The organism is Kitasatospora sp. NPDC002227 (genome assembly GCF_040296285.1).
In the GTDB taxonomy this organism is placed as follows: Bacteria; Actinomycetota; Actinomycetes; order Streptomycetales; family Streptomycetaceae; genus Kitasatospora.
The window spans coordinates 45,261-63,294 of sequence record NZ_JBEOWY010000031.1 but is presented as its reverse complement, the minus strand read 5'-3'; the positions used below and the strand labels follow the sequence as shown (position 1 = coordinate 63,294).

19 protein-coding genes and 1 pseudogene are annotated in these 18,034 nt (G+C 74.5%); 7 read left to right on the top strand and 13 right to left on the bottom strand.

Annotation, left to right across the window (positions count from 1 at the left end):
* Positions 1-50: 50 nt before the first annotated feature.
* Positions 51-977, top strand: a complete 927-nt coding sequence (locus ABT095_RS25090) for a phosphatidylinositol-specific phospholipase C (protein WP_350531740.1) — start codon at positions 51-53, stop codon at positions 975-977.
* 44 nt (positions 978-1,021) lie between these two features.
* Positions 1,022-2,188: an alpha-hydroxy-acid oxidizing protein gene (locus tag ABT095_RS25085; protein ID WP_350531739.1), complete on the top strand. Its 1,167-nt coding sequence runs from the start codon at positions 1,022-1,024 to the stop codon at positions 2,186-2,188.
* Between the two features lie 21 nt (positions 2,189-2,209).
* Here ABT095_RS25085 and ABT095_RS25080 read toward each other — a convergent pair whose 3' ends face one another.
* The 6 genes from ABT095_RS25080 to purN form a co-directional block, all read right to left on the bottom strand.
* A complete protein-coding gene (locus ABT095_RS25080; RefSeq protein WP_350531738.1) occupies positions 2,210-3,028 on the bottom strand; it encodes a hypothetical protein in 819 nt (272 codons plus the stop codon).
* A gap of 11 nt (positions 3,029-3,039) precedes the next feature.
* A complete protein-coding gene (locus tag ABT095_RS25075; protein ID WP_350531737.1) occupies positions 3,040-4,854 on the bottom strand; it encodes a GMC family oxidoreductase in 1,815 nt (604 codons plus the stop codon).
* A complete protein-coding gene (locus tag ABT095_RS25070; RefSeq protein WP_350531736.1) occupies positions 4,851-5,246 on the bottom strand; it encodes a hypothetical protein in 396 nt (131 codons plus the stop codon). The genes ABT095_RS25075 and ABT095_RS25070 overlap by 4 nt, the downstream gene beginning before the upstream one ends.
* A 76-nt stretch (positions 5,247-5,322) precedes the next feature.
* Entirely contained in the window at positions 5,323-5,781 is a 459-nt protein-coding gene (locus ABT095_RS25065) for a hypothetical protein (protein WP_350531735.1), read from the bottom strand.
* Between the two features lie 72 nt (positions 5,782-5,853).
* Positions 5,854-6,201, bottom strand: a complete 348-nt coding sequence (locus ABT095_RS25060) for a hypothetical protein (RefSeq protein WP_350531734.1) — start codon at positions 6,199-6,201, stop codon at positions 5,854-5,856.
* A gap of 188 nt (positions 6,202-6,389) precedes the next feature.
* Positions 6,390-6,986, bottom strand: coding sequence for a phosphoribosylglycinamide formyltransferase (gene purN / locus ABT095_RS25055; protein ID WP_350531733.1), 597 nt, complete (start codon positions 6,984-6,986; stop codon positions 6,390-6,392).
* 139 nt (positions 6,987-7,125) lie between these two features.
* On the opposite strand from purN, the gene ABT095_RS25050 reads away from it, so the two are divergent.
* Positions 7,126-7,701 carry a hypothetical protein gene (locus tag ABT095_RS25050; RefSeq protein ID WP_350531732.1) on the top strand — a complete coding sequence of 192 codons (576 nt, stop codon included), beginning with the start codon at positions 7,126-7,128 and terminating at the stop codon, positions 7,699-7,701.
* Positions 7,702-7,725: 24 nt separating this feature from the next.
* The gene (locus tag ABT095_RS25045) at positions 7,726-9,954 is read left to right on the top strand and encodes a bifunctional polysaccharide deacetylase/glycosyltransferase family 2 protein (protein WP_350531731.1); all 2,229 of its coding nucleotides are present in this window, start codon (positions 7,726-7,728) and stop codon (positions 9,952-9,954) included.
* A 113-nt stretch (positions 9,955-10,067) separates the two neighbouring features.
* On the opposite strand, the gene ABT095_RS25040 is transcribed toward ABT095_RS25045, so the two are convergent.
* The 3 genes from ABT095_RS25040 to ABT095_RS25030 all read right to left on the bottom strand — a co-directional run bounded on the left by ABT095_RS25040 (position 10,068) and on the right by ABT095_RS25030 (position 12,234).
* Positions 10,068-10,820 (bottom strand): class I SAM-dependent methyltransferase, encoded by a 753-nt coding sequence (locus ABT095_RS25040; RefSeq protein ID WP_350531730.1) that lies wholly within the window; start codon positions 10,818-10,820, stop codon positions 10,068-10,070.
* Between the two features lie 151 nt (positions 10,821-10,971).
* Positions 10,972-11,691 carry a tRNA-dependent cyclodipeptide synthase gene (locus ABT095_RS25035; protein WP_350531729.1) on the bottom strand — a complete coding sequence of 240 codons (720 nt, stop codon included), beginning with the start codon at positions 11,689-11,691 and terminating at the stop codon, positions 10,972-10,974.
* A 177-nt stretch (positions 11,692-11,868) separates the two neighbouring features.
* Positions 11,869-12,234, bottom strand: a complete 366-nt coding sequence (locus tag ABT095_RS25030) for a hypothetical protein (RefSeq protein WP_350531728.1) — start codon at positions 12,232-12,234, stop codon at positions 11,869-11,871.
* Positions 12,235-12,374: 140 nt separating this feature from the next.
* On the opposite strand from ABT095_RS25030, the gene ABT095_RS25025 reads away from it, so the two are divergent.
* Positions 12,375-13,433, top strand: coding sequence for a serine/threonine dehydratase (locus ABT095_RS25025; RefSeq protein ID WP_350531727.1), 1,059 nt, complete (start codon positions 12,375-12,377; stop codon positions 13,431-13,433).
* Complete coding sequence (locus ABT095_RS25020) at positions 13,387-14,076, top strand: SDR family NAD(P)-dependent oxidoreductase (RefSeq protein WP_350531726.1); 690 nt, start codon at positions 13,387-13,389, stop codon at positions 14,074-14,076. The genes ABT095_RS25025 and ABT095_RS25020 overlap by 47 nt, the downstream gene beginning before the upstream one ends.
* On the opposite strand, the gene ABT095_RS25015 is transcribed toward ABT095_RS25020, so the two are convergent.
* Positions 14,046-14,564 (bottom strand): hypothetical protein, encoded by a 519-nt coding sequence (locus ABT095_RS25015; RefSeq protein WP_350531725.1) that lies wholly within the window; start codon positions 14,562-14,564, stop codon positions 14,046-14,048. The two genes, ABT095_RS25020 and ABT095_RS25015, sit on opposite strands and share 31 nt — an antisense overlap.
* 186 nt (positions 14,565-14,750) lie before the next feature.
* On the opposite strand from ABT095_RS25015, the gene ABT095_RS25010 reads away from it, so the two are divergent.
* On the top strand, positions 14,751-15,347 hold the full coding sequence (locus ABT095_RS25010) for a GrpB family protein (RefSeq protein WP_350531724.1): 597 nt from the start codon (positions 14,751-14,753) through the stop codon (positions 15,345-15,347).
* Between the two features lie 4 nt (positions 15,348-15,351).
* Here ABT095_RS25010 and ABT095_RS25005 read toward each other — a convergent pair.
* From ABT095_RS25005 to ABT095_RS24995, 3 genes and pseudogenes are all read right to left on the bottom strand, one after another.
* Positions 15,352-15,996 (bottom strand): annotated as a pseudogene (locus ABT095_RS25005) (LuxR C-terminal-related transcriptional regulator).
* Positions 15,960-17,264: a sensor histidine kinase gene (locus tag ABT095_RS25000; protein WP_350531723.1), complete on the bottom strand. Its 1,305-nt coding sequence runs from the start codon at positions 17,262-17,264 to the stop codon at positions 15,960-15,962. The pseudogene ABT095_RS25005 and the gene ABT095_RS25000 overlap by 37 nt, the downstream one beginning before the upstream one ends.
* Before the next feature lie 151 nt (positions 17,265-17,415).
* Complete coding sequence (locus ABT095_RS24995) at positions 17,416-18,012, bottom strand: PadR family transcriptional regulator (RefSeq protein ID WP_350531722.1); 597 nt, start codon at positions 18,010-18,012, stop codon at positions 17,416-17,418.
* Between the last annotated feature and the right edge of the window lie 22 nt (positions 18,013-18,034).

Below are 18,034 nucleotides of genomic sequence, written 5' to 3'. Positions count from 1 at the left end.
GGCGCTCCCGATAATGCCCATGCCGGAGTTGCGGAGGACGGGAGTGCGGCATGGGTGCGACAGGCTCGACTCGCTCGGTTGGAAGCCCGGTCGGGCGCCGGACGCTGCTGCGGTCGGCCCTCGCGGCCGGCGGGGCGGCCCTGCTCGGCTCGGTGCCGGTCTCGGCGCGGGCGGCCGCCGTGCCCGGTGGCGCGGACTGGATGGCGGCGCTCGGTGACGGCGCCTCGCTGGCCCGGCTGACCGTGCCCGGCACCCACGACACCTGCTCGCTCTACGGCGGGGCGCTGGTGCAGACCCAGACGCTCTCGGTGCCGGACCAACTCACCGCCGGGGTACGGTTCCTGGACATCCGCTGCCGGGCGTACAACGGGGTCTTCGCGATCCACCACAGCCAGTTCTTCCAGAACATCTTCTTCGGCGACGTGCTCAACCAGTGCCGGTCCTTCCTCGCGGCGCACCCCGGCGAGACGGTGCTGATGCGGGTCAAGCAGGAGTACTCCAGCGTCTCCGACCAGGACTTCGGCGCACTCTTCGCGGGGTACGCGAGCCGCTGGCCGGGGCTGCTGTGGACGGAGGACCGGGTGCCCGCGCTCGGCGAAGTACGCGGCCGGGTCGTGGTGCTGGCCGACAACGGCGGGGTGCCGGGCCTGCGGTGGGGCGGCGGCCGCACCGACATCGAGGACGACTACGACATCGGGACGATCTTCGACTTCAACTCCCGCAAGTGGCCCGAGATCTCCGCCCACCTCGACGCCGCCCGCGCCGCCGGCGACCCCCAGCGCCTCTTCCTCACCTTCACCTCCTCCTCCGGCTGGGGCCTCTGGCCCCGCCAGGCCGCCGACACGGCGGCCCCCCGCCTGACCGGCTACCTCGCCGCCCTCGACCACAGCGCCCGCCCGGCGCTCGGCACCGTCCCGATGGACTACGTCACCGCCGCCTCCGTTCGCCCCCTCTACGCCCTCAACTTCGGCGGCTGAGCGAAGATCAGGCACGGAGTACACCCCTGGACCGAGGAGTCCGCATGGCACAGCAGTTCGGCGACTACCAGCTGGAGATCTACCTGGGCGGGCTGGCCGGGGTCACCCCGGCGATGCCGATGAGCTTCGCGGAGCTGGAGCGGCGGGCCGAGGCCGCGATGGCGCCGGGGGTGTGGTCGTACGTGGCCGGGGGTGCGGGGGACGAGCACACGCAGCGGGCCAATGTCACGGCGTTCGAGCAGTGGGGGCTGCTGCCCCGGATGATGGCGGGGGCGGCCGAGCGGGACCTGTCGGCGGAGCTGTTCGGCCGGCGGCTGGCCTCGCCGCTGTTCCTGGCGCCCGTCGGAGTCCTGGGGATCTGTGCGCAGGACGGGCACGGGGACTTGGCCACCGCGCGGGCGGCGGCCCGCACCGGGGTGCCGATGGTCGCCTCGACGCTGTCGGCCGACCCGCTGGAGGAGGTGGCCAAGGAGCTCGGCGGGACGCCCGGCTTCTTCCAGCTCTACACCCCGAACGACCGGGCACTGGCCGAGAGCCTGGTGCACCGGGCCGAGGCGGCCGGCTTTCAGGCCCTGGTGGTCACCCTCGACACCTGGGTCACCGGGTGGCGCCCGCGCGACCTCGCCACCGCCAACTTCCCGATGCTGCGCGGGAAGTGCCTGGCCAACTACACCTGCGACCCGGCCTTCCGGGCCCGCCTGGCCGCCCCGCCGGAGCAGGACCAGGCGGGCGTGGTCCGCGAGTGGGCCACCGTCTTCCCCAACGCGCTCAGCTGGGCCGACCTGCCCTGGCTGCGCTCGCTCACCTCACTGCCCCTGCTGCTCAAGGGGATCCAGCACCCGGAGGACGTCCGCCGCGCCCGCGACGGCGGGGTGGACGGCATCTACTGCTCCAACCACGGCGGCCGCCAGGCCAACGGCGGTCTGCCCGCGATCGAGGCACTGCCTGGCGTGGTGGCGGCCGCCGAGGGCCTGCCGGTGCTGTTCGACTCCGGGATTCGCAGCGGCGCCGAGGTGGTCAAGGCACTCGCCCTCGGCGCCACGGCCGTCGGCGTGGGCCGCCCGTACGCGTACGGGCTGGCCGTGGGCGGCGAGGACGGGGTGGTGCACGTGCTGCGCTCGCTCCTGGCGGAGACCGACCTGCTGATGGCGGTGGACGGCTACCCCACCGTCGCCGATCTCACCCCGGCGGCGCTGCGCCGGCTGCGCTGAGCCGGCTGGGCCGGGCGGGCGCTACCGGCTCAGGTAGTACGGGTGGTTGTGTGCGGCGACCGGGGCCGACTGGTAGCTCCAGGCGGCCACGGCCTCGGCGTCGCCGAGGAGTTCGTTCAGGTGACGGCCGACCTCGCTCGCCGGGTCGTCCACCCGCAGCCGCACCCGCCCGGCCGCAGCCTCGCCCAACTCGACGTACTGGTAGGGGTGGTAGACGTTCATCGGCCCGGCCAACGGCCGCCCCGCCGCGTCGGTGCCGTACCCGGTGATCGGGGTGTTGTTGACCGACTCCCGGGCCAGCCCGGCCAGATCGGCCTCGAAGGAGAGCAGCGGCTCCCCCGCCGGGGTGGTGCAGCGCACCGACCAGGCCTCCCCCGCAGGGCCGTTGAGCGAGGGCATGGCGGCCTCGAAGGCGGCCGGGTACTTGGGCTCGCCGTAGAGCAGGGTGCCCGCCTCGATCGCGATCGGGTTGTCACAGAGCACGTGCAGCCGGGCGATCCCGAGCAGCTTGGTCTGGTCGAGCCCGCGCGCGTACTGCCCGTAGGAGAGCCGCGCCAGCCGGTCGGCCTCGGCGGTCGGGTGGGCGACCAGGCTCACCTCGATCTCCTGGGTGATCCCGGCGCCGCCCGCGTACTGGGCGAAGTACAGCTGGTAGTTGAGCGTGACGCAGGCCCGGCCGTCGAACTCGGCCAGGGTGAGCGCGGGGTGGCGCTCGGCGAGCAGTTTGCGGGCCGGGGCCGGGTCGGTCAGGTAGTCCAGCCCGATGTTGTGCAGCGCACCGTAGTGGAACGGGAGTTGGTACGGCGCGGCGACGGGCGGCAGACCGAGGTCGGAGGTCATGGGGTGGCTCCTCAGCTGGTGGTGGTCGTGGCGCGGCGCGCCTCGGTGAGGTCGCGGTGGATCCGGTCGGCACTGCGCAGGGTCAGCGCGGCCATGGTGAGGGTGGGGTTGGAGGTGCCGAGCGAGGGCATCGAACCGCAGCCGACGGCGTACAGGTTGGGGTGGTCCCAGCAGCGCTGCCAGGAGTCCACCACCGAGTCGGCCGCCCGGTGGCCCATCAGGTGGGTGCCCCCGGCGTGGCCGGCACCCCGGTAGACGTACGGGCGGCCCTCGTGCTCGAAGTAGCCGGGGTTGGCCGGGCCCGGGTGGTAGGCGGTGTGGTCCTCCGCCCCCAGCAGGGTGAAGAGTTGGTCGGAGACGGCCTTGGCGGCGGCCATCCCGCGTCTGACGTGCTCGGAGAGCCGGTAGGTCAGCAGCGGCCGGGGCTGGCCGAAGGCGTCCCGGTGCCGGTGGTCCAGTCCGACCCGGTTCGCCGGGTCGGCACCCTGCTCCAGCTCGAACTGCAGGGCGAACTGCCGCCCGACCCGGTCGCCGACCACCTCGCGCAGCCGCTTGCCGAACAGCCCGCGCCCGTTCGGCGCGGCCGGGTCCCCGGTGCGCAGCACCGCGTCCAGCTCGGCCCCGGGCGGGCCGGCGGCCCAGCCCCAGCCCCAGTTGCCGATCTCGATCCGGAACGGCGCCCGGGCGGACCGGAGGCGGCCGAAGCGGAAGCCCTCCAGGCCCGAGGTCGAGCCAGGCCCTCGGTACGGGCCGACCTGGCGGTCCATCAAGCCCCAGGTGAGCAGGACCGGATGGTCCATCAGGTTCCGCCCGAGCTGGCCACTGGAGCTCGCCAGCCCGGAGGCGAGCAGCAGCCGGGCGTTCTCGACCGCGTGCGCGGCGAGCACCACGATGCCGGCCTCCGCCGTCCGGGCACCGTGGTCCGGGCGCCCTCGCTCGTCGTAGCGGCGGTAACTGACTCCGGTGGCCCGGCCGTTGGCATCGGTCTGCACCCGGACGGCCACCGCCCGGGTGCGCAGCCGCACTTCGGGCGCCCAGCGGGCCTGGGTGCGGGCGGGGGTGTACTTGGCCCGGCTCGGGCAGACCGGGATGCAGCTGGCGCTGCCCTGGCAGACGGGGCCGTGCTGCTCCGAGTCGGTGGTGTTGCGGCCGTGGGGGGTGCCGACCACCTTCAGCGCGGTGGGCCGGCTGCCGTACGGGTCCTGGGCGGTGGCGCCGTCCAGGCGGGCCGCGAGCAGGCGGTCCAGGTGGCTGGCGGGCACCGGCGGCTGCGGGAAGGCGTAGCCCTCGGGCAGCGGCAGGCCGACGTCGGCGCGCTGCTCGGCGGCGTCGGCGGCCACGCCGAGCTCCTGCTCGGCGGCGCGGTAGTAGGGCTCCAACTCCCGGTAACCGATGGGCCAGTCCCGTCCGTAGCCGAAGGCGGAGGTGTAGAAGTCCTCGGGGTGCATCCGCGGGGTGAGGCCGGTCCAGGCGGTGCCGGTACCACCGTTGACCCGCAGGTACCCGCTGGCGTAGGGCTGCGGGCCGTCCTGGCGCAGGTGGCCGGTGGCCGTGTAGCCGCCGCCGGGCAGGCCGCGGAGGTCGGCCATGTCGGGTGAGGGCACCAGCGCGTTCGGCGCCAGCGCGGCGCCGGGCAGCTTGGCCGTGGCGGCGCGGTACCGGTCGAGCGCCTCGGCGTGCTCGCGCTCGGCATCGGCGCCGCCGGTACCCGCTTCGAGCACCAGCACCCGCCAGCCGTGCCCGCCCAACCGCCCGGCCAGCAGCGAGCCGGCGATCCCGGCGCCGACCACGATGACGTCGTACCGCTCCTGGCCCGGCTCGCTCACCGCTCCCCCTCCGGATCGTGGGCCCAGCTGCCGAAGCCCGGTGCGGCGGTGCCCGGTGCCCGGCCGCCGAAGGTCCGCCAGACCAGCCCCGCCGCGTAGGCCTCGGCCGCCCCGGCGGCCGGTGGCTCGTCGCCCGTACCGGGCCAGTGCCCCAGGTACCAGAGGCCGCAGACCGCGCGGGCGTGCTCTCGCTCGGGGCCCTCCGGCAGCGCGTCCGGCTCCCCGGCGGCCGCCGCGAGGGCGGCCAGCAGGCGCCGGTACGGCTCCGGCCCGAGCCGCTGCACGGCGGTGGCCCGGTGCGCCGACACCTGCCCGGTGGCGGCGAGTTCGTCCCGGTCGAATCCGGTCAGGGCCTGGGAGAGTTCCAGGAACTCCCGCTCCTCGATGGTCACCGGCCGCCCCCCTTGAAGATCATGTCCATGCCGCATTGATCCTTCCTCGCGGGCGGCGGTTCCATGCCTGCGACCTTCAGCCGAGGCCGGCACCGCGCTCGCGGACTTGGAGGGCGACGGTGCCGGACCGGCCCTGGTCGAGGAAGATGCTGCGATCGTCGGTGTTCATCGAGACGGTGCGCTCGGTGAGCAGCGCCACGGACTTGCCGAGGCCGGAGGCGTAGTGCAGCTCCAGCGAGCCCCGGGACCGACTCTCCATGCCGCCGTAGTAGTTCCACTCCCCCGGCGGCTGCCACCGGCCGATGGTGGGATCGCTCGGATCGGAGTTGTACCAGTGCCGGATGCGGGCCCAGCGGGGGAATTCCTCCCGGACGTTCTCCGGGGTGATCCCGATGTCCGGCGACTGGAGACAGCTCCGGTTGAGCACGGCATTGGGAAAGTCGTAGACCGGCCACTGGTCGTTGTTGTTGCCGGCGGCGGGATTCCAGGACGCTTTTCCGCGGAAGAGGACACGCGGAACGGAGAGCACACTCACGATTTCTCTAGACGATGGCGGAGGGAGGGTGAATCCGGTGTGCGGGCGGCCCCTGCGGCGGGCCGCCCACCGTCAGCTCGCGGGGACGGCCCCCGGGGCCCGGAAGGGCCAGGGGTGCTCGGACACCCAGCCGCAGGCGATCCGCAGCGAGCCGACCGACTGCGGGCCGACCGCGAGGGTCAGTTCGGTGGCGGCGCCGCCGAGCTGCTCCCACTGGGCCGACAGAGACGCCCACTGCTCGGCGGTGAGCTGCAGCGCGAGGCCCGCCGGACTGCTCGGCGCGGCGGCGGGAGCGGCGGCGGCAGTGGCAGCAGCGGCGGCGGCGGGCGATGGCGCCGCTGCCGCGCCCGGCTCCGCCGCCGCTTCGGGCTCCGCTCTGCGCGCGAGTGCGACCGAAATGGATTCCAGATTTCCGACCATGGCCTCACCCGTCCGTCCGGCCGCCGTGGGACGGGCGGCAGCATGCTGGGACGGGTCGAGTTCTACCAGTACTCCGTGTGCAAATGGAATCCGCATCACTCGATCGTGAGAATCAGCCATCCGATCGAGTGGCGAAAGATAGAATGCATGCGAATGAATATGACTATTTCGACCCCGCCGGAGCGCTCTCAGCGGTCGGCGTGCGCGACGGCCAGCGCCTGGACGGTCTCGGCCAGCAGGCCGTGCTCGGCGGTCAGCACCCGGGCGGCCAGGCTCTCGACGGAGTCGCCCGACAGCACCGGGACTTCGCGGGAGGCGATCACCGGCCCTTCGTCGTAGTTGGCCGTGACGTGGTGCACCGAGGCGCCGGACACCGTGTCACCCGAGGCGAGCACGCTCTCGTGCACGTGCAGGCCGTGCATGCCGGGGCCGCCGTGGCGGGGTAGCAGGGAGGGGTGGATGTTGACGATCCGCCCCGCGTAGCCGGAGAGCGTGATCGGGCCGATCTTGCGCAGGAAGCCCGCCGTGACGACCAGGTCGATCCGGTGCTCGGTCAGCGCGGCGAGCATGGCGAGGTCGAGCTGCTCCTGGTCCGGGTGGGTCCGGCCCGACAGGTGCAGCCAGGGGATCCCCAGTTCGCGGGCGTGGGCGAGGGCACCCGAGGCGCTGTTGTTGCTGACCACCAGCTCGACGGTGAAGGCCGCCTGCGGCAGCGCGGCGGCGGCCGTCAGGGCGCGGAGGTTGGAGCCGGTGTGCGAGGCGAGTACGGCGACCTTGAACGACATGGCCCGATGATCGCACGACCGGCCCGCTCGAGCCGGGCAGCCTCTCGAGGCGTCGACACCCGATCCCCGCCGCACCTTCACCGAACCTCCCTGTCACAGGAGTGACGGAATCGAACAGCGGGGCGCTGGGGAAGGTGAGATGAGCACCGACCCGAGCCCCCACAGCGCCGCCACCACCATGGTCGGCATGCCAACCGTCCCGGCACCGGCCGCCCGGCCGCCACAGCCGGCCACCGGGCGGCCGACGCTCGCCCTCCCCCGGGTGACCGGTCCGCAGCCCGCACCGGTCTTCGTGGACTCCTCCGGCCGCCGTCAGCGGCGGGTGCGACGGCTCGGCCGGCTACTGGTGGTTCCCGCGGTCGGGTACGTCGGCCTGCTCTCCAGCACGCTGCTCGGCGGCCCGACGGTCCACTCCCCCTTCCTCCCGCTGCCCGCCCCGCCGGCAAGCACCCCGAGCGCCGCCGCCCCCGGCCCGGCCGCTGTCGGCACCCCCGACGAGCCGAGCCCCGGGGTCACCCACCCGCCGCTGCCGACCCGGCCGGCCGGAGTGCCGGCGCCACGGCCGGACGGCCACCCGACGACCGGCGCCACCGCTGCCGCCCCGAGCAGCCCGCCGCCCGCGCCCGGCACACCCACCGGCCAGCCGACCAGCGCGCACCCGTCCCCCACCCCGAGCCACGGCCACTCCGGCCCCAGCCACCGGCCCCACCCCTGAGCCCCGGCGGAGAAGAGCACCACGATGTCCCGTTCCCGCCGTGCCAAGCGCTCCCGTGCCAGTGACCGCGCCAGTGACCGCGCCAGTGACCGCGCCAGTGACCGGGCCAGACGCACCGGCCACCGCGGCCGAGTCCGCCAGGTCCCGCTGCGCACCCACTGGCTGCTGCTCACCACCCTGGTGCTGACGCTGTCCGCCGCGCTGCTCATCCAGGGCTACACCCAGCACATGTTCGGCTCCTCGCCGGACGGCGCCGCCGACCACCCCGGCCCGGTCACGGCCGTACCCGCCCAGGTCCAGCACGGCGGCCCGGTGATCGACAGCGCCGCGGCCCCGGCCCGCACGGCCGGGCCGAAGCCCGGCACCATCGCGCTCACCTTCGACGACGGTCCCGACCCGCGCTGGACCCCGCAGATCCTCGACGTGCTGCGCCGCAACGGAGTCCACGCGACCTTCTTCGTGGTCGGCACCCAGGTCGCCGCCAACCCCGAGCTGGCCCGGCGGATCGTCGCCGAGGGCCACCAGATCGGCATCCACACCTTCAGCCACCCGGACCTGAGCCGGCTGCCGGCCTGGCAGCGCTCGCTGGAGCTGCGCGAGACCCAGCTCGCCGTGGCCGGCGCCACCGGCGTGACCAGCTCGCTGCTGCGCCCGCCGTACTCCTCCGGCAACGACTCGCTGCGCGACGCCGACTGGTCCGTCCTGCAGCAGGCGGGCCGGGAGGGCTACCTGACCGTCCTCACCACCCAGGACAGCGAGGACTGGCAGCGCCCCGGCGTCAGCCGCATCCTCGCCAACGCCACCCCGCGCGCGGGCACCGGCCAGATCCTGCTCATGCACGACGCGGGCGGCGACCGCTCCCAGACCGTGGACGCGCTCACCACGCTGCTCCCCCAGCTCAAGGTGCAGGGCTTCCGCTTCAGCACCGTGTCCGAGGCGGTCGCCCTGCCGAGCGCCGACCACCCGGCCTCCGCCGCCGACCACTGGCAAGGGCTCGCCCTGATCAACGTCCTGTGGGCCAGCGGCTGGGCCCTGCGCGTCCTCGGCTGGCTGCTCTACGCCGCCGGGGCGATCAGCGTGCTGCGCGCCGTCGCCGTACTGGTCGCGGCCCGGCGCCACCGGAAGCTGCGCGGGGTGCCCTGGGGCCCGCCGATCACCGGGCCGGTCAGCGTCATCGTGCCCGCCTACAACGAACGGGCCGGCATCGAGGCCGCCGTCCGCTCCCTGCTCGCCTCGGACCACCCGGTCGAGGTGATCGTGGTGGACGACGGCTCCACCGACGGCACCGCCGACCTGGTCGAATCGCTCGCCCTGCCCGGTGTCCGGGTGATCCGGCAGCAGAACGCCGGCAAGCCGGCCGCCCTCAACACCGGCATCCGCGCCGCCCGTTGCGAGCTGGTGGTGATGGTGGACGGCGACACCGTCTTCGAACCGGACGCCGTCCGGATGCTCGTCCAACCCTTCGGCGACCCCCAGGTGGGCGCCGTCTCCGGCAACGCCAAGGTGGTCAACCGCGGCGGCCTGCTCGGCCGTTGGCAGCACATCGAGTACGTGATCGGCTTCAACCTGGACCGCCGGCTCTTCGACCTGGCCCAGTGCATGCCGACCGTGCCGGGCGCGGTCGGCGCCTTCCGCCGCTCGGCCCTGCTGCGCATCGGCGGGGTCAGCGACCACACCCTCGCCGAGGACACCGACCTCACCATGGCGCTCTGCCGGGCCGGTTGGCGCGTGGTGTACGAGGAGCGGGCCCGCGCCTGGACGGAGGCACCCGCCTCGCTCGGCGCGCTCTGGCGCCAGCGCTACCGGTGGTGCTACGGCACCCTGCAGGCGATGTGGAAGCACCGCGGCTCGCTCGTCCAGGGCGGCCAGGCGGGCAAGTTGGGCCGCCGGGGGCTGCTGTACCTGCTGATGTTCCAGGTGCTGCTGCCGCTGCTCGCCCCCGCGGTGGACGTCACCACGGTCTACGGCCTGGTCTTCCTCGGCCCGGGCCGGGTGCTCGGCCTGTTCGCCGCCTTCATGGCGATCCAACTGGCCATGGGCGTCTACGCGTTCCGGCTGGACAGGGAGCGGCTCGGGCCGCTCTGGAGCCTGCCCTTGCAGCAGTTCGTCTACCGGCAGCTGATGTACCTGGTGGTGATCCAGTCGGTGGTCACCGCCGTGGCCGGCTCCCGGCTGCGCTGGCAGCGGATGGAGCGCTACGGCTCCCTCCAGGTGCCGGTCGCCGCCCCGGACGGGACGAAGGTCGCGCCGTGACCCGCTTCACCACCCTGCTGCGGACCGGCTTCCTGCGCGGACGCGCCGTCCTGGTCCGCCGCCTGGCGACCCTCGACCACCGGCCGCCCCGGTGAAGTCCCGCCTTCGGCCGATCAACCCTCCTTGGTGAAGGAGACCACCCGGTAGACCGGGTCCGGCCGGGGCACGTCCTGTCCGGGCAGCGCGGCGAGCCGTTCGCACAGCCCGGGCAGCTCGGCCGCTCCGGCCGGGCTCGCCGTCCAGTCGAACCGGCCGGCGAGCAGCGAGCTCCGCCACTCCTGCGGCGAGCGGCCCTGGCCGAGGCCGGTGAAGCCGGCCTGCCCGGTGGGCCGCAGCCCCAGCTCGGCCGCTCGGGCGGTCAGCCGCGCCAGCCCGTCCGCGTTCGGCCGGGAGCAGCGCGCCCGGACGGGGGCGATCAGCCCGGCCACGTCGCTCGGCTCCAGGTACGCCGCGTCGGCCTTGTCCACGGTCGTCACCAGCACCCCGCCGGGCCGCACCACCCTGGCGGCCTCGCCGAAAGCCGCCAGCGCCGTCGCCTCGTCCATCAGGTGCAGCAGCCAGACCATCACCACGGCGTCCAGCGTGTTCTCGCCCAGCGGCAGCCGCGTCGCGTCACCCTGCAGCACCCGCCCTGGCAGCCGCCCCGCCGCGAACCGCAACATCCCGGCCGAGATGTCCACCCCGACCACCTCCCGACCGGGCGCCGCCAGCCGAGCCGTCACGATCCCCGTCCCGCACGCCAGGTCGGCCAACCACACCGCCCCCTCCGGCACCAGCTCCCGCACCGCCGCAGCGGCCGCCGCCGCCCTGGCCTCCCCACCCCGGCCGGCGTCGTAACCGACAGCTTCGTCGTCGTAGTTCAACATGCCCCCATCATTGGCCATCCACCCCGCCCACCGGACCCGGCCCGGCGGATCACGTCGGCACCCGCGCACCCAGCCGTTTCATGACGGGGACCCACGGCGCCTGCCCGGCGTGGTCCGCCGGGCAGGCGCTACGTGCGGGGGTGGGCCTCGGTCAGGCCTCCACTGTGAGGTAGCCCTGGTTCGGCTCGGGGGTGCAGGCGAGGGTGCGTTCGAAGAGTTGGCGGAGGAAGTCGGGGGTCTGGTGGTAGCAGAACACCGACTCCGCCACGGCCGCGATGGCGGGGGTGTCGAGGAAGAGGGGTAGCTCGCCCAGCAGGTAGTCGCTGGCGATCAGCAGCTGGGCCGTGGTGGGTGCCGTACCGGGCGGCAGTCGCCGTTCGAGTACCCAGCCGCCCGCCGCCAGGCAGGCCGTCCGGAAGGCGGGATCGGTGTCGAACAGCTGCCGGGCCTGCTGGTGCAGTTCGGTGTAGCGGGGGTGGGCGGTGAGGGCGGCGGAGGTCAGCACCCGGCTGTCGGGATCGGGAACGCCCAGCTCGCGCAGGGCCGTGGTGATCTTGTTGTGCATGTGCTGCCCCTGTCGGCGGGCCTTGAACAGGGCTCGGTCCCGGGGGTAGCCGACGGCTTCGAGGGTGTGCACGGCGAGCGAGTCCGGCAGGAAGAAGTGCGCCTGCTCGAACTCGGTGACCGCCCAGCGGGCGAGCCCGGCGATCCGCTGCGCGTGGAAGTACCCGTTGAACGGGCTGATGCCCACACAGGCGTGGACCCGGCGGGCGGCGATCTGCGCACAGCCGGGCGTCAGCGGGCTGAGCGTGAAGGGGGCCGCCGACTCGAGGTCGGCGGACGGCAGGGCGGAGCTGAGGGACGTGCTCAAGGAGACTCCAGACGGACGAAGGCCGGCCGCACCGGCGGCGCGCAGCTCGCCGGGCGGGCGGAGGGGAGCGGAGGAGGCGCGCGGCACCGGCCCGGCGGCCCCGTAGGGCCCCGGCTCACGGGCGCGCGGGACAGCGGCGTGCCGCCGCGAAACGGCGACGGGCCCGCCGACGACCTCTCAGGTCCGGCTCACGCAGATACTCGCGAGCATGCCCCGCCCCCCGCCGGGGCGCGGCGGCGGCAGATCGGCGGCCCGTACCTCGGGCGCGGCCGACGCCACGGCCTCGGCGGCCGCGAGGGGCTGGGCACCGGGCTGCTCGGGCCGGGCGTGGCTCACCACCACGACGGCGTCCCCGGCCGCCGGGCCGGCACAGCAGCCGGCCGGAGTGCCCTCCCCGGGGGCGCAGTGGACGGACGCGACCGGAACCTCACCGTGCCCGTCGTGGCCGAGACAGAGCCCAGGACCGGCCCCGAGCAGCAGGAGCAGCCCGAGGAGCGCGGCCACCACGGCGGCCGCGCCCCAACGCCTGCTCAGAAGTCCCATGTCAGGACCAACGCTAGGTTCGCGCCGTCGACACCTGACTCTTTGTCACACGATCAGGTGAAAAGCCCGTGTCGGCGTCGGCCCGGCACCACCGGGCAGAATGACGGGGACCGCCGATCCGACCCCACCCGGAGGCCCCCGTGCCCGAGCTGAGCTACCCCGACGTCAAGGCCGCCGCCGGACGGATCGCCGGGCGGACCCGCCCGCTCGCCGTGGCCCCGGTCGAGCCGGGGTGGTACGGCACCGGTGCGGCGGAGGTCTGGCTGGCGCTGGAGTTCATGCAGCACACCGGGAGCTTCAAGGCGCGCGGCGCGCAGAACTTCCTCCAGGCGCACCGGGAGGCGGGCAGCCTGCCGGAGGCCGGGGTGACGATCGCCTCCGGCGGCAACGCGGGGCTGGCCTGCGCCTGGGCGGCGCAGCAGCAGGGCGTGCGGGCGACGGTCTTCCTGCCGGCCACCGCGCCCGCGGTGAAGGTCGCCAGGCTGCGCTCGTACGGGGCCGAGGTGCGGCTGGTGGGCGTGGAGTACGCCGAGGCGCTGGCCGCCTGCGAGGAGTACGCGGCGGCGAGCGGGGCGCTGGCGAGCCACGCCTACGACCACCCGCTGATCGCGGCGGGGGCCGGCACCCTGCTGACCGAGCTGCTGGAGCGCCTGCCCGCGCTGGACACGGTCGTGCTGTCGGTCGGCGGGGGCGGTCTCTTCGCCGGGGTCGCGACGGCCGCCCGTGAGCACGGCGTCCACGTCGTCGCCGTCGAGCCCGAGGGCAGCCGCGCGCTGCACGCCGCTCTTGAGGCCGGCGGGGTGGTGGACGTCCCGGTGGACTCCGTCGCCGCCGACGCCCTCGGCGCCCGCCGTGCCTCCGCCGCCGCCCTCGCGGCGGCCCGCCACGACGGGGTGACCAGCCTCCTGGTGCCGGACGCCGAGATCACCCGGGCCCGCCGGGCCCTCTGGGACGACCGCAGGCTGGCCGTCGAACACGCCGCCGCCACCGCCCTCGCGGCCCTCGGCTCGGCCACCTACCGCCCGGCCGAGGGCGAACGGATCGCCGTCGTCCTCTGCGGCTCCAACACCGACCCGGCCGATCTGACGGCAGGTCAGAGCCAGGGCCGTAAACCGCTGGTGGACCGCGGCCCGGCGGGGGGAGGCTGGGCCCATGACGACAATTCTGATCACCGGGGCCAACAAGGGCCTCGGCCGTGAGACCGCCCGCCGCCTGATCGCCGCGGGCCACACCGTCTACCTGGGCGCGCGCAGCACCGAGCGGGGCTCGGCGGCCGCCGCCGAGCTCGGCGCGCGGTTCGTGCAGCTCGACGTCACCGACGACGCGTCGGTGACCGCCGCCGTGGCCGCCGTCGAGGCGGCGGGCGGGCTGGACGTCCTGGTCAACAACGCCGGGATAGAGGTGCGGTCGCCCGAGGGCGCCATCATCGGCGCGGCCGAGCTGACCGCCGACGTGCTGCGGGAGGTGTTCGAGACCAATGTCTTCGGCCTGGTCCGGGTGACTCAGGCCTTCCTGCCGTTGCTGCAGCGCTCCGCCGCCCCGGTCGTGGTCAACGTCAGCAGCGGCCTGGCCTCGCTGACCGAGGCCGGCAAGGGGTACCCGGGGGCCGCCTACCCGGCTTCCAAGACCACCGTCAACATGCTCACCGTGCAGTACGCCAAGGCGTTCCCGCAGATGCGGATCAACGCGGTGGAGCCCGGTTACACCGCGACGGACCTGAACCGGTACGAAGGCGTGCAGACGGTCGAGCAGGGCGCCGAGGTCATTGTCCGGATGGCCCAGCTGGGGCCGGACGGCCCGACCGGCGGCTACTACGACGCGGCCGGCCGGCTGCCCTGGTGATCGTCAGGCCGCCCGGCTGGTGAGGGCCTCGGCGGCTGCGCGGACGTCGCGGCGGAGCTGGTCCAGGGAGGGCCCCGGCCAGCCTTCGTACCAGTCGTCGGCCTCGCTGGCGCCCGGACGAAGGGGTGCAGCTCCTCGGGGTGGCCGAGCTCGGACGCCGCCCAGGTCCAGATCCGGTTGGCACCGTCGAGCGGGTCGAGCGAACCGTCGGCGATCCGGCCCGCCCACCACCGGGCCAACGCCCAACGCTGCTCGCCGTCCTCGACCGGCGGATTCAGCTCGAGCTCGGCCACAGCCCGGTCGAACAGCTCGGGCGCACCGCCCTCGGCGCGCCCGAGCCCGGCCAGCTCCACGAGTGACGGGGAATCGACACCGGCCACCAAGGCCTCCCCCGCGACCTCGATGAGCCGGGCGGACGGGACGTGGTACACCGCCCGCTCGACCGCCGTCATCCGCAGCACCGCCCGGCCCGCCTCGATCTCACTCATCCGACCCTCGCCGTCCGCTCCGTACCTGTCCCCCCGAGCCTGCCCGAGACCGCCCTCCCACCGCCAAATGTTCCCGACCGACGGCGGCGCCCAGGACGGGCGGACGGTCTCGCGCTGACCCACCCCGGGAGCGGCCCGGCGGCCACCAGCTGCCGGGCCGCTCCGCTCGGTCCCTAGACTGGCGTGATGACCGATCACGCCCCCGTCGTCGCCCCCGTCATCGCCCCCGTCGTCGCCGCCGCCGATCCCGCCTGGGCCGGGCGCGGCCGGGCCCTGGCCGAGGGGCTGCGGGCGGCCCTCGGGCCGCTCGTGCTGCGGGCCGAGCACATCGGCAGCACCGCGATCCCCGGCATGGCGGCCAAGGAGGTGTTCGACCTCCAGCTCGGCGTCGCCGACCTGGCCGAGGCGGAGCGGGCCTTCGCCGGGCCGCTCGCCGAGCAGGGGTACGAGCTGATGCCCTACCGGCACGACCATGTGCCCGCCGGACTGGACGACGATCCGGAGCGCTGGACCAAGCGGATGTGGCGGCGGCGCGGCGCGGCCGCGCCGGAGGTGAACCTGCACGTCCGGCTGGTGGGCTCGCCCAACGAGCGGCTGGCGCTGCTGTTCCGGGACTGGTTCCGGGCGCATCCGGAGGCCGTGCCCGCGTACGCCCGGTTCAAGACCGTGCTGGCGGGGACGGTCGACGAAGTCGGCGTCTATGCGGATGTCAAGGATCCGGTGGTGGACCTGGTGGTGGTCGTCGCCGAGCAGTGGGCGGCGACGACCGGCTGGAAGCCGTAGGCGCTCACTGGTCCAGGTAGGCGAGCACGGCCAGCACCCGGCGGTTGTCGCTGTCGGCCTGCAGCAGGCCGAGCTTGGTGAAGATGCTGCTGATGTGCTTGGCCACCGCCTTCTCGGTGACCACCAGGGCCTGCGCGATGCCCGCGTTGGACCGGCCCTGGGCGACCAGCTCCAGCACCTCGCGCTCTCGGCCCGTCAGGGCGCCCACCCGCTCGTCCCGCTCGCGGGCGACCATCAGCCGGGAGACCACCTCCTGGTCCATCGCGGTGCCGCCTGCCGCCACCTGCTAGACGGCCGCCAGGAACTGCCGCCCGTCGGTCACCCTGTCCTTGAGCAGGTATCCGACGCCCTGGCCGCCGCCGGCCAGCAGCTCGCGGGCGTAGAGCGGCTCGACGTACTGCGAGAGCAGCAGGACCGGCAGGCCGGGCAGCTCGCGGCGGGCGGCCAGCGCGGCCCGCAGACCCTCGTCGGTGAAGTCGGGCGGCAGGCGGACGTCGACCACCGCGACGTCGGGCCGGTGCTCGGTGAGGGCGGCGAGCAGGTCGGCGCCGTTGTCGACAGCGGCCACCACGTCGTGGCCGAAGGCGGTCAGCAGCCGGATCAGACCGTCCCTCAGAAGGAAGTGGTCCTCGGCGATGACAAGACGCACGGAAGCTCGATCCTCACTGTCGTCGGGCCGGCGGGCGGACTGGTGACGGAGAGTATGCCGTCGAAGGTGGCGAGCCGGCGCTGGATGCCGCGCAGGCCCGTACCCCGGGTGGGGTCGGCGCCACCGGTGCCGCCGTCGGTCACGCTGACCTGCAGCACCCCCCGCTCGTGCCGGAGCTCGATCTCGGCCCACTCGGCCCCCGAGTGCTTGGCGACGTTGGTCAGCAGCTCGGAGACCGCGAAGTACGCGGCGGACTCGACCGGCAGCTCGGGGCGGCCCGGCAGCTCGACCTCGACCTTGGTGGGGACGGGGCAGACCATGGCCAGGGCCCGGACGGCGTCGGCCAGGCCCCGGTCCGCGAGGACCGGCGGGTGGATGCCCCGGACCAGGTCGCGCAGCTCCTCCAGCGCCTTGCTGGAGGACTGCCGGGCCTCCACCAGCAGGCTGCGGACCACCTCCTGGTCGGCCCCCAGCAGATGCTCGGCAGCGTCCAGCGTCATGCCCATCGCGACCAGGCGGGCCTGGGCGCCATCGTGCAAGTCCCGCTCGATCCGGCGGATCTCGGCCATCTGGGCGTCCACCGCCTCGGAGCGGGTGGCGGCCAGGTGCTCGATCCGGCCGGCCATCAGCTCCGCCTCGCCGGGCGCGAGCATCGCGCGGGTGTACCGGGCGTGGCCGCGGACCACCCAGGGCGCCGCCCACAGGGCCAGCGGCAGCTGGGCCAGGCCCAGCAGCCCAGCCAGCCGCGACGTCACCGGGCCCCGGACCGGTATGAACTCGAACCAGAGCCCGCCCCACTGGTGGTTGAGCTGCACGCCGTAGCAGCCGAGGAAGATGCCCCACAGGCCGCTGAGCACCAGCGCGGCCGGCACGAAGGCCAGGAACGCCCCGGCGAACGGATCGACCAGCACCCAGACGGACTCCCGCTTGCGCTGCGGATCGCCGAGCAGCCACCGGTACCGCGCGAGCAGACCGGAGGCACCTTCGGGCGGTGGGGCCACCGGCCCGGTCGGGGCCGGGATCTCCACCCCGGACCAGCGCACGGCAAGCTCGCGCTGATGATCGGTCAGCCGCCGTACCCGCGCCATCACCCGCGGCACCAGCCCGAGCCCCGGGCCGACCAGACTCAGCGCCAGGCTGAGCTGGAGCGCCCCGCGCAGGGCCGAGAACGACAGCCGGAACAGCGTCAGCGACCGCCGCAGGCCGACCAGCCCGGCCCGGACCGAGTACTCCTCGACCCCGCTCCCCCGCACCATCTCGGCATCCACGACAACCGCCTCCCCGTACCGAACGCGCGGCCGCTGCGGCCGCGCCCTCATTCTGGACGGTAGCGACAGGCGAAGTCGGTAGAGTTAACTCCCCTCTTTCCCGGTACTCCGCTGCAGCGGCGAGGGTGGTGCCAGCACCACCCGACACGCTCTACTCCGGAACGACCCCCGCGATGGCCTGGCCGAGCCACTCGACCCAGAAGGTCTCCAGCTGGATGCCGGCCTGCAGGACCAGGTGCTGCAGGCGGCTCTCGGCCGACGTGCCGGCGCCGGCCCCAGCCCCAGCGCCGGCCCCAGCCCCAGCTGCAGCCGAAGCCCCAGCCGCAGCCGCAGCCGCCGGGAAGTCGCGCTGCTCGATCTCCCGGTACTCCGCCAGCTGCCGCTGGTGGAGCGCCAGGTGCCGCCGCAGCTCGGCGTCCAGGCCCTGCAGGCCGACCACCGCCGCCGCGCGCAGGCGCAGCAGCAGCGGGTCGCGGATCGGCTTGGGGTCCTGCGGTTCGGCCACCCACTCGGTGAGCGCCGCCCGCCCGGCCGGGAGCACCTCGTACTCCTTGCGCTGCCCCCGCGCGGGCGGTCCGGGCACGGCCTGGATCAGGCCGGACTGCTCCAGCCTGCCCAGCTCACGGTAGATCTGCTGGTGGGTGGCGGACCAGAAGAACCCGATCGACCGGTCGAAGCGGCGCGTCAGCTCCAGCCCCGAGGAGGGGCGCTCCAGCAGGGCGGTGAGGATGGCGTGCGGCAGCGACATGCGGCCGATCCTACGGGTACCG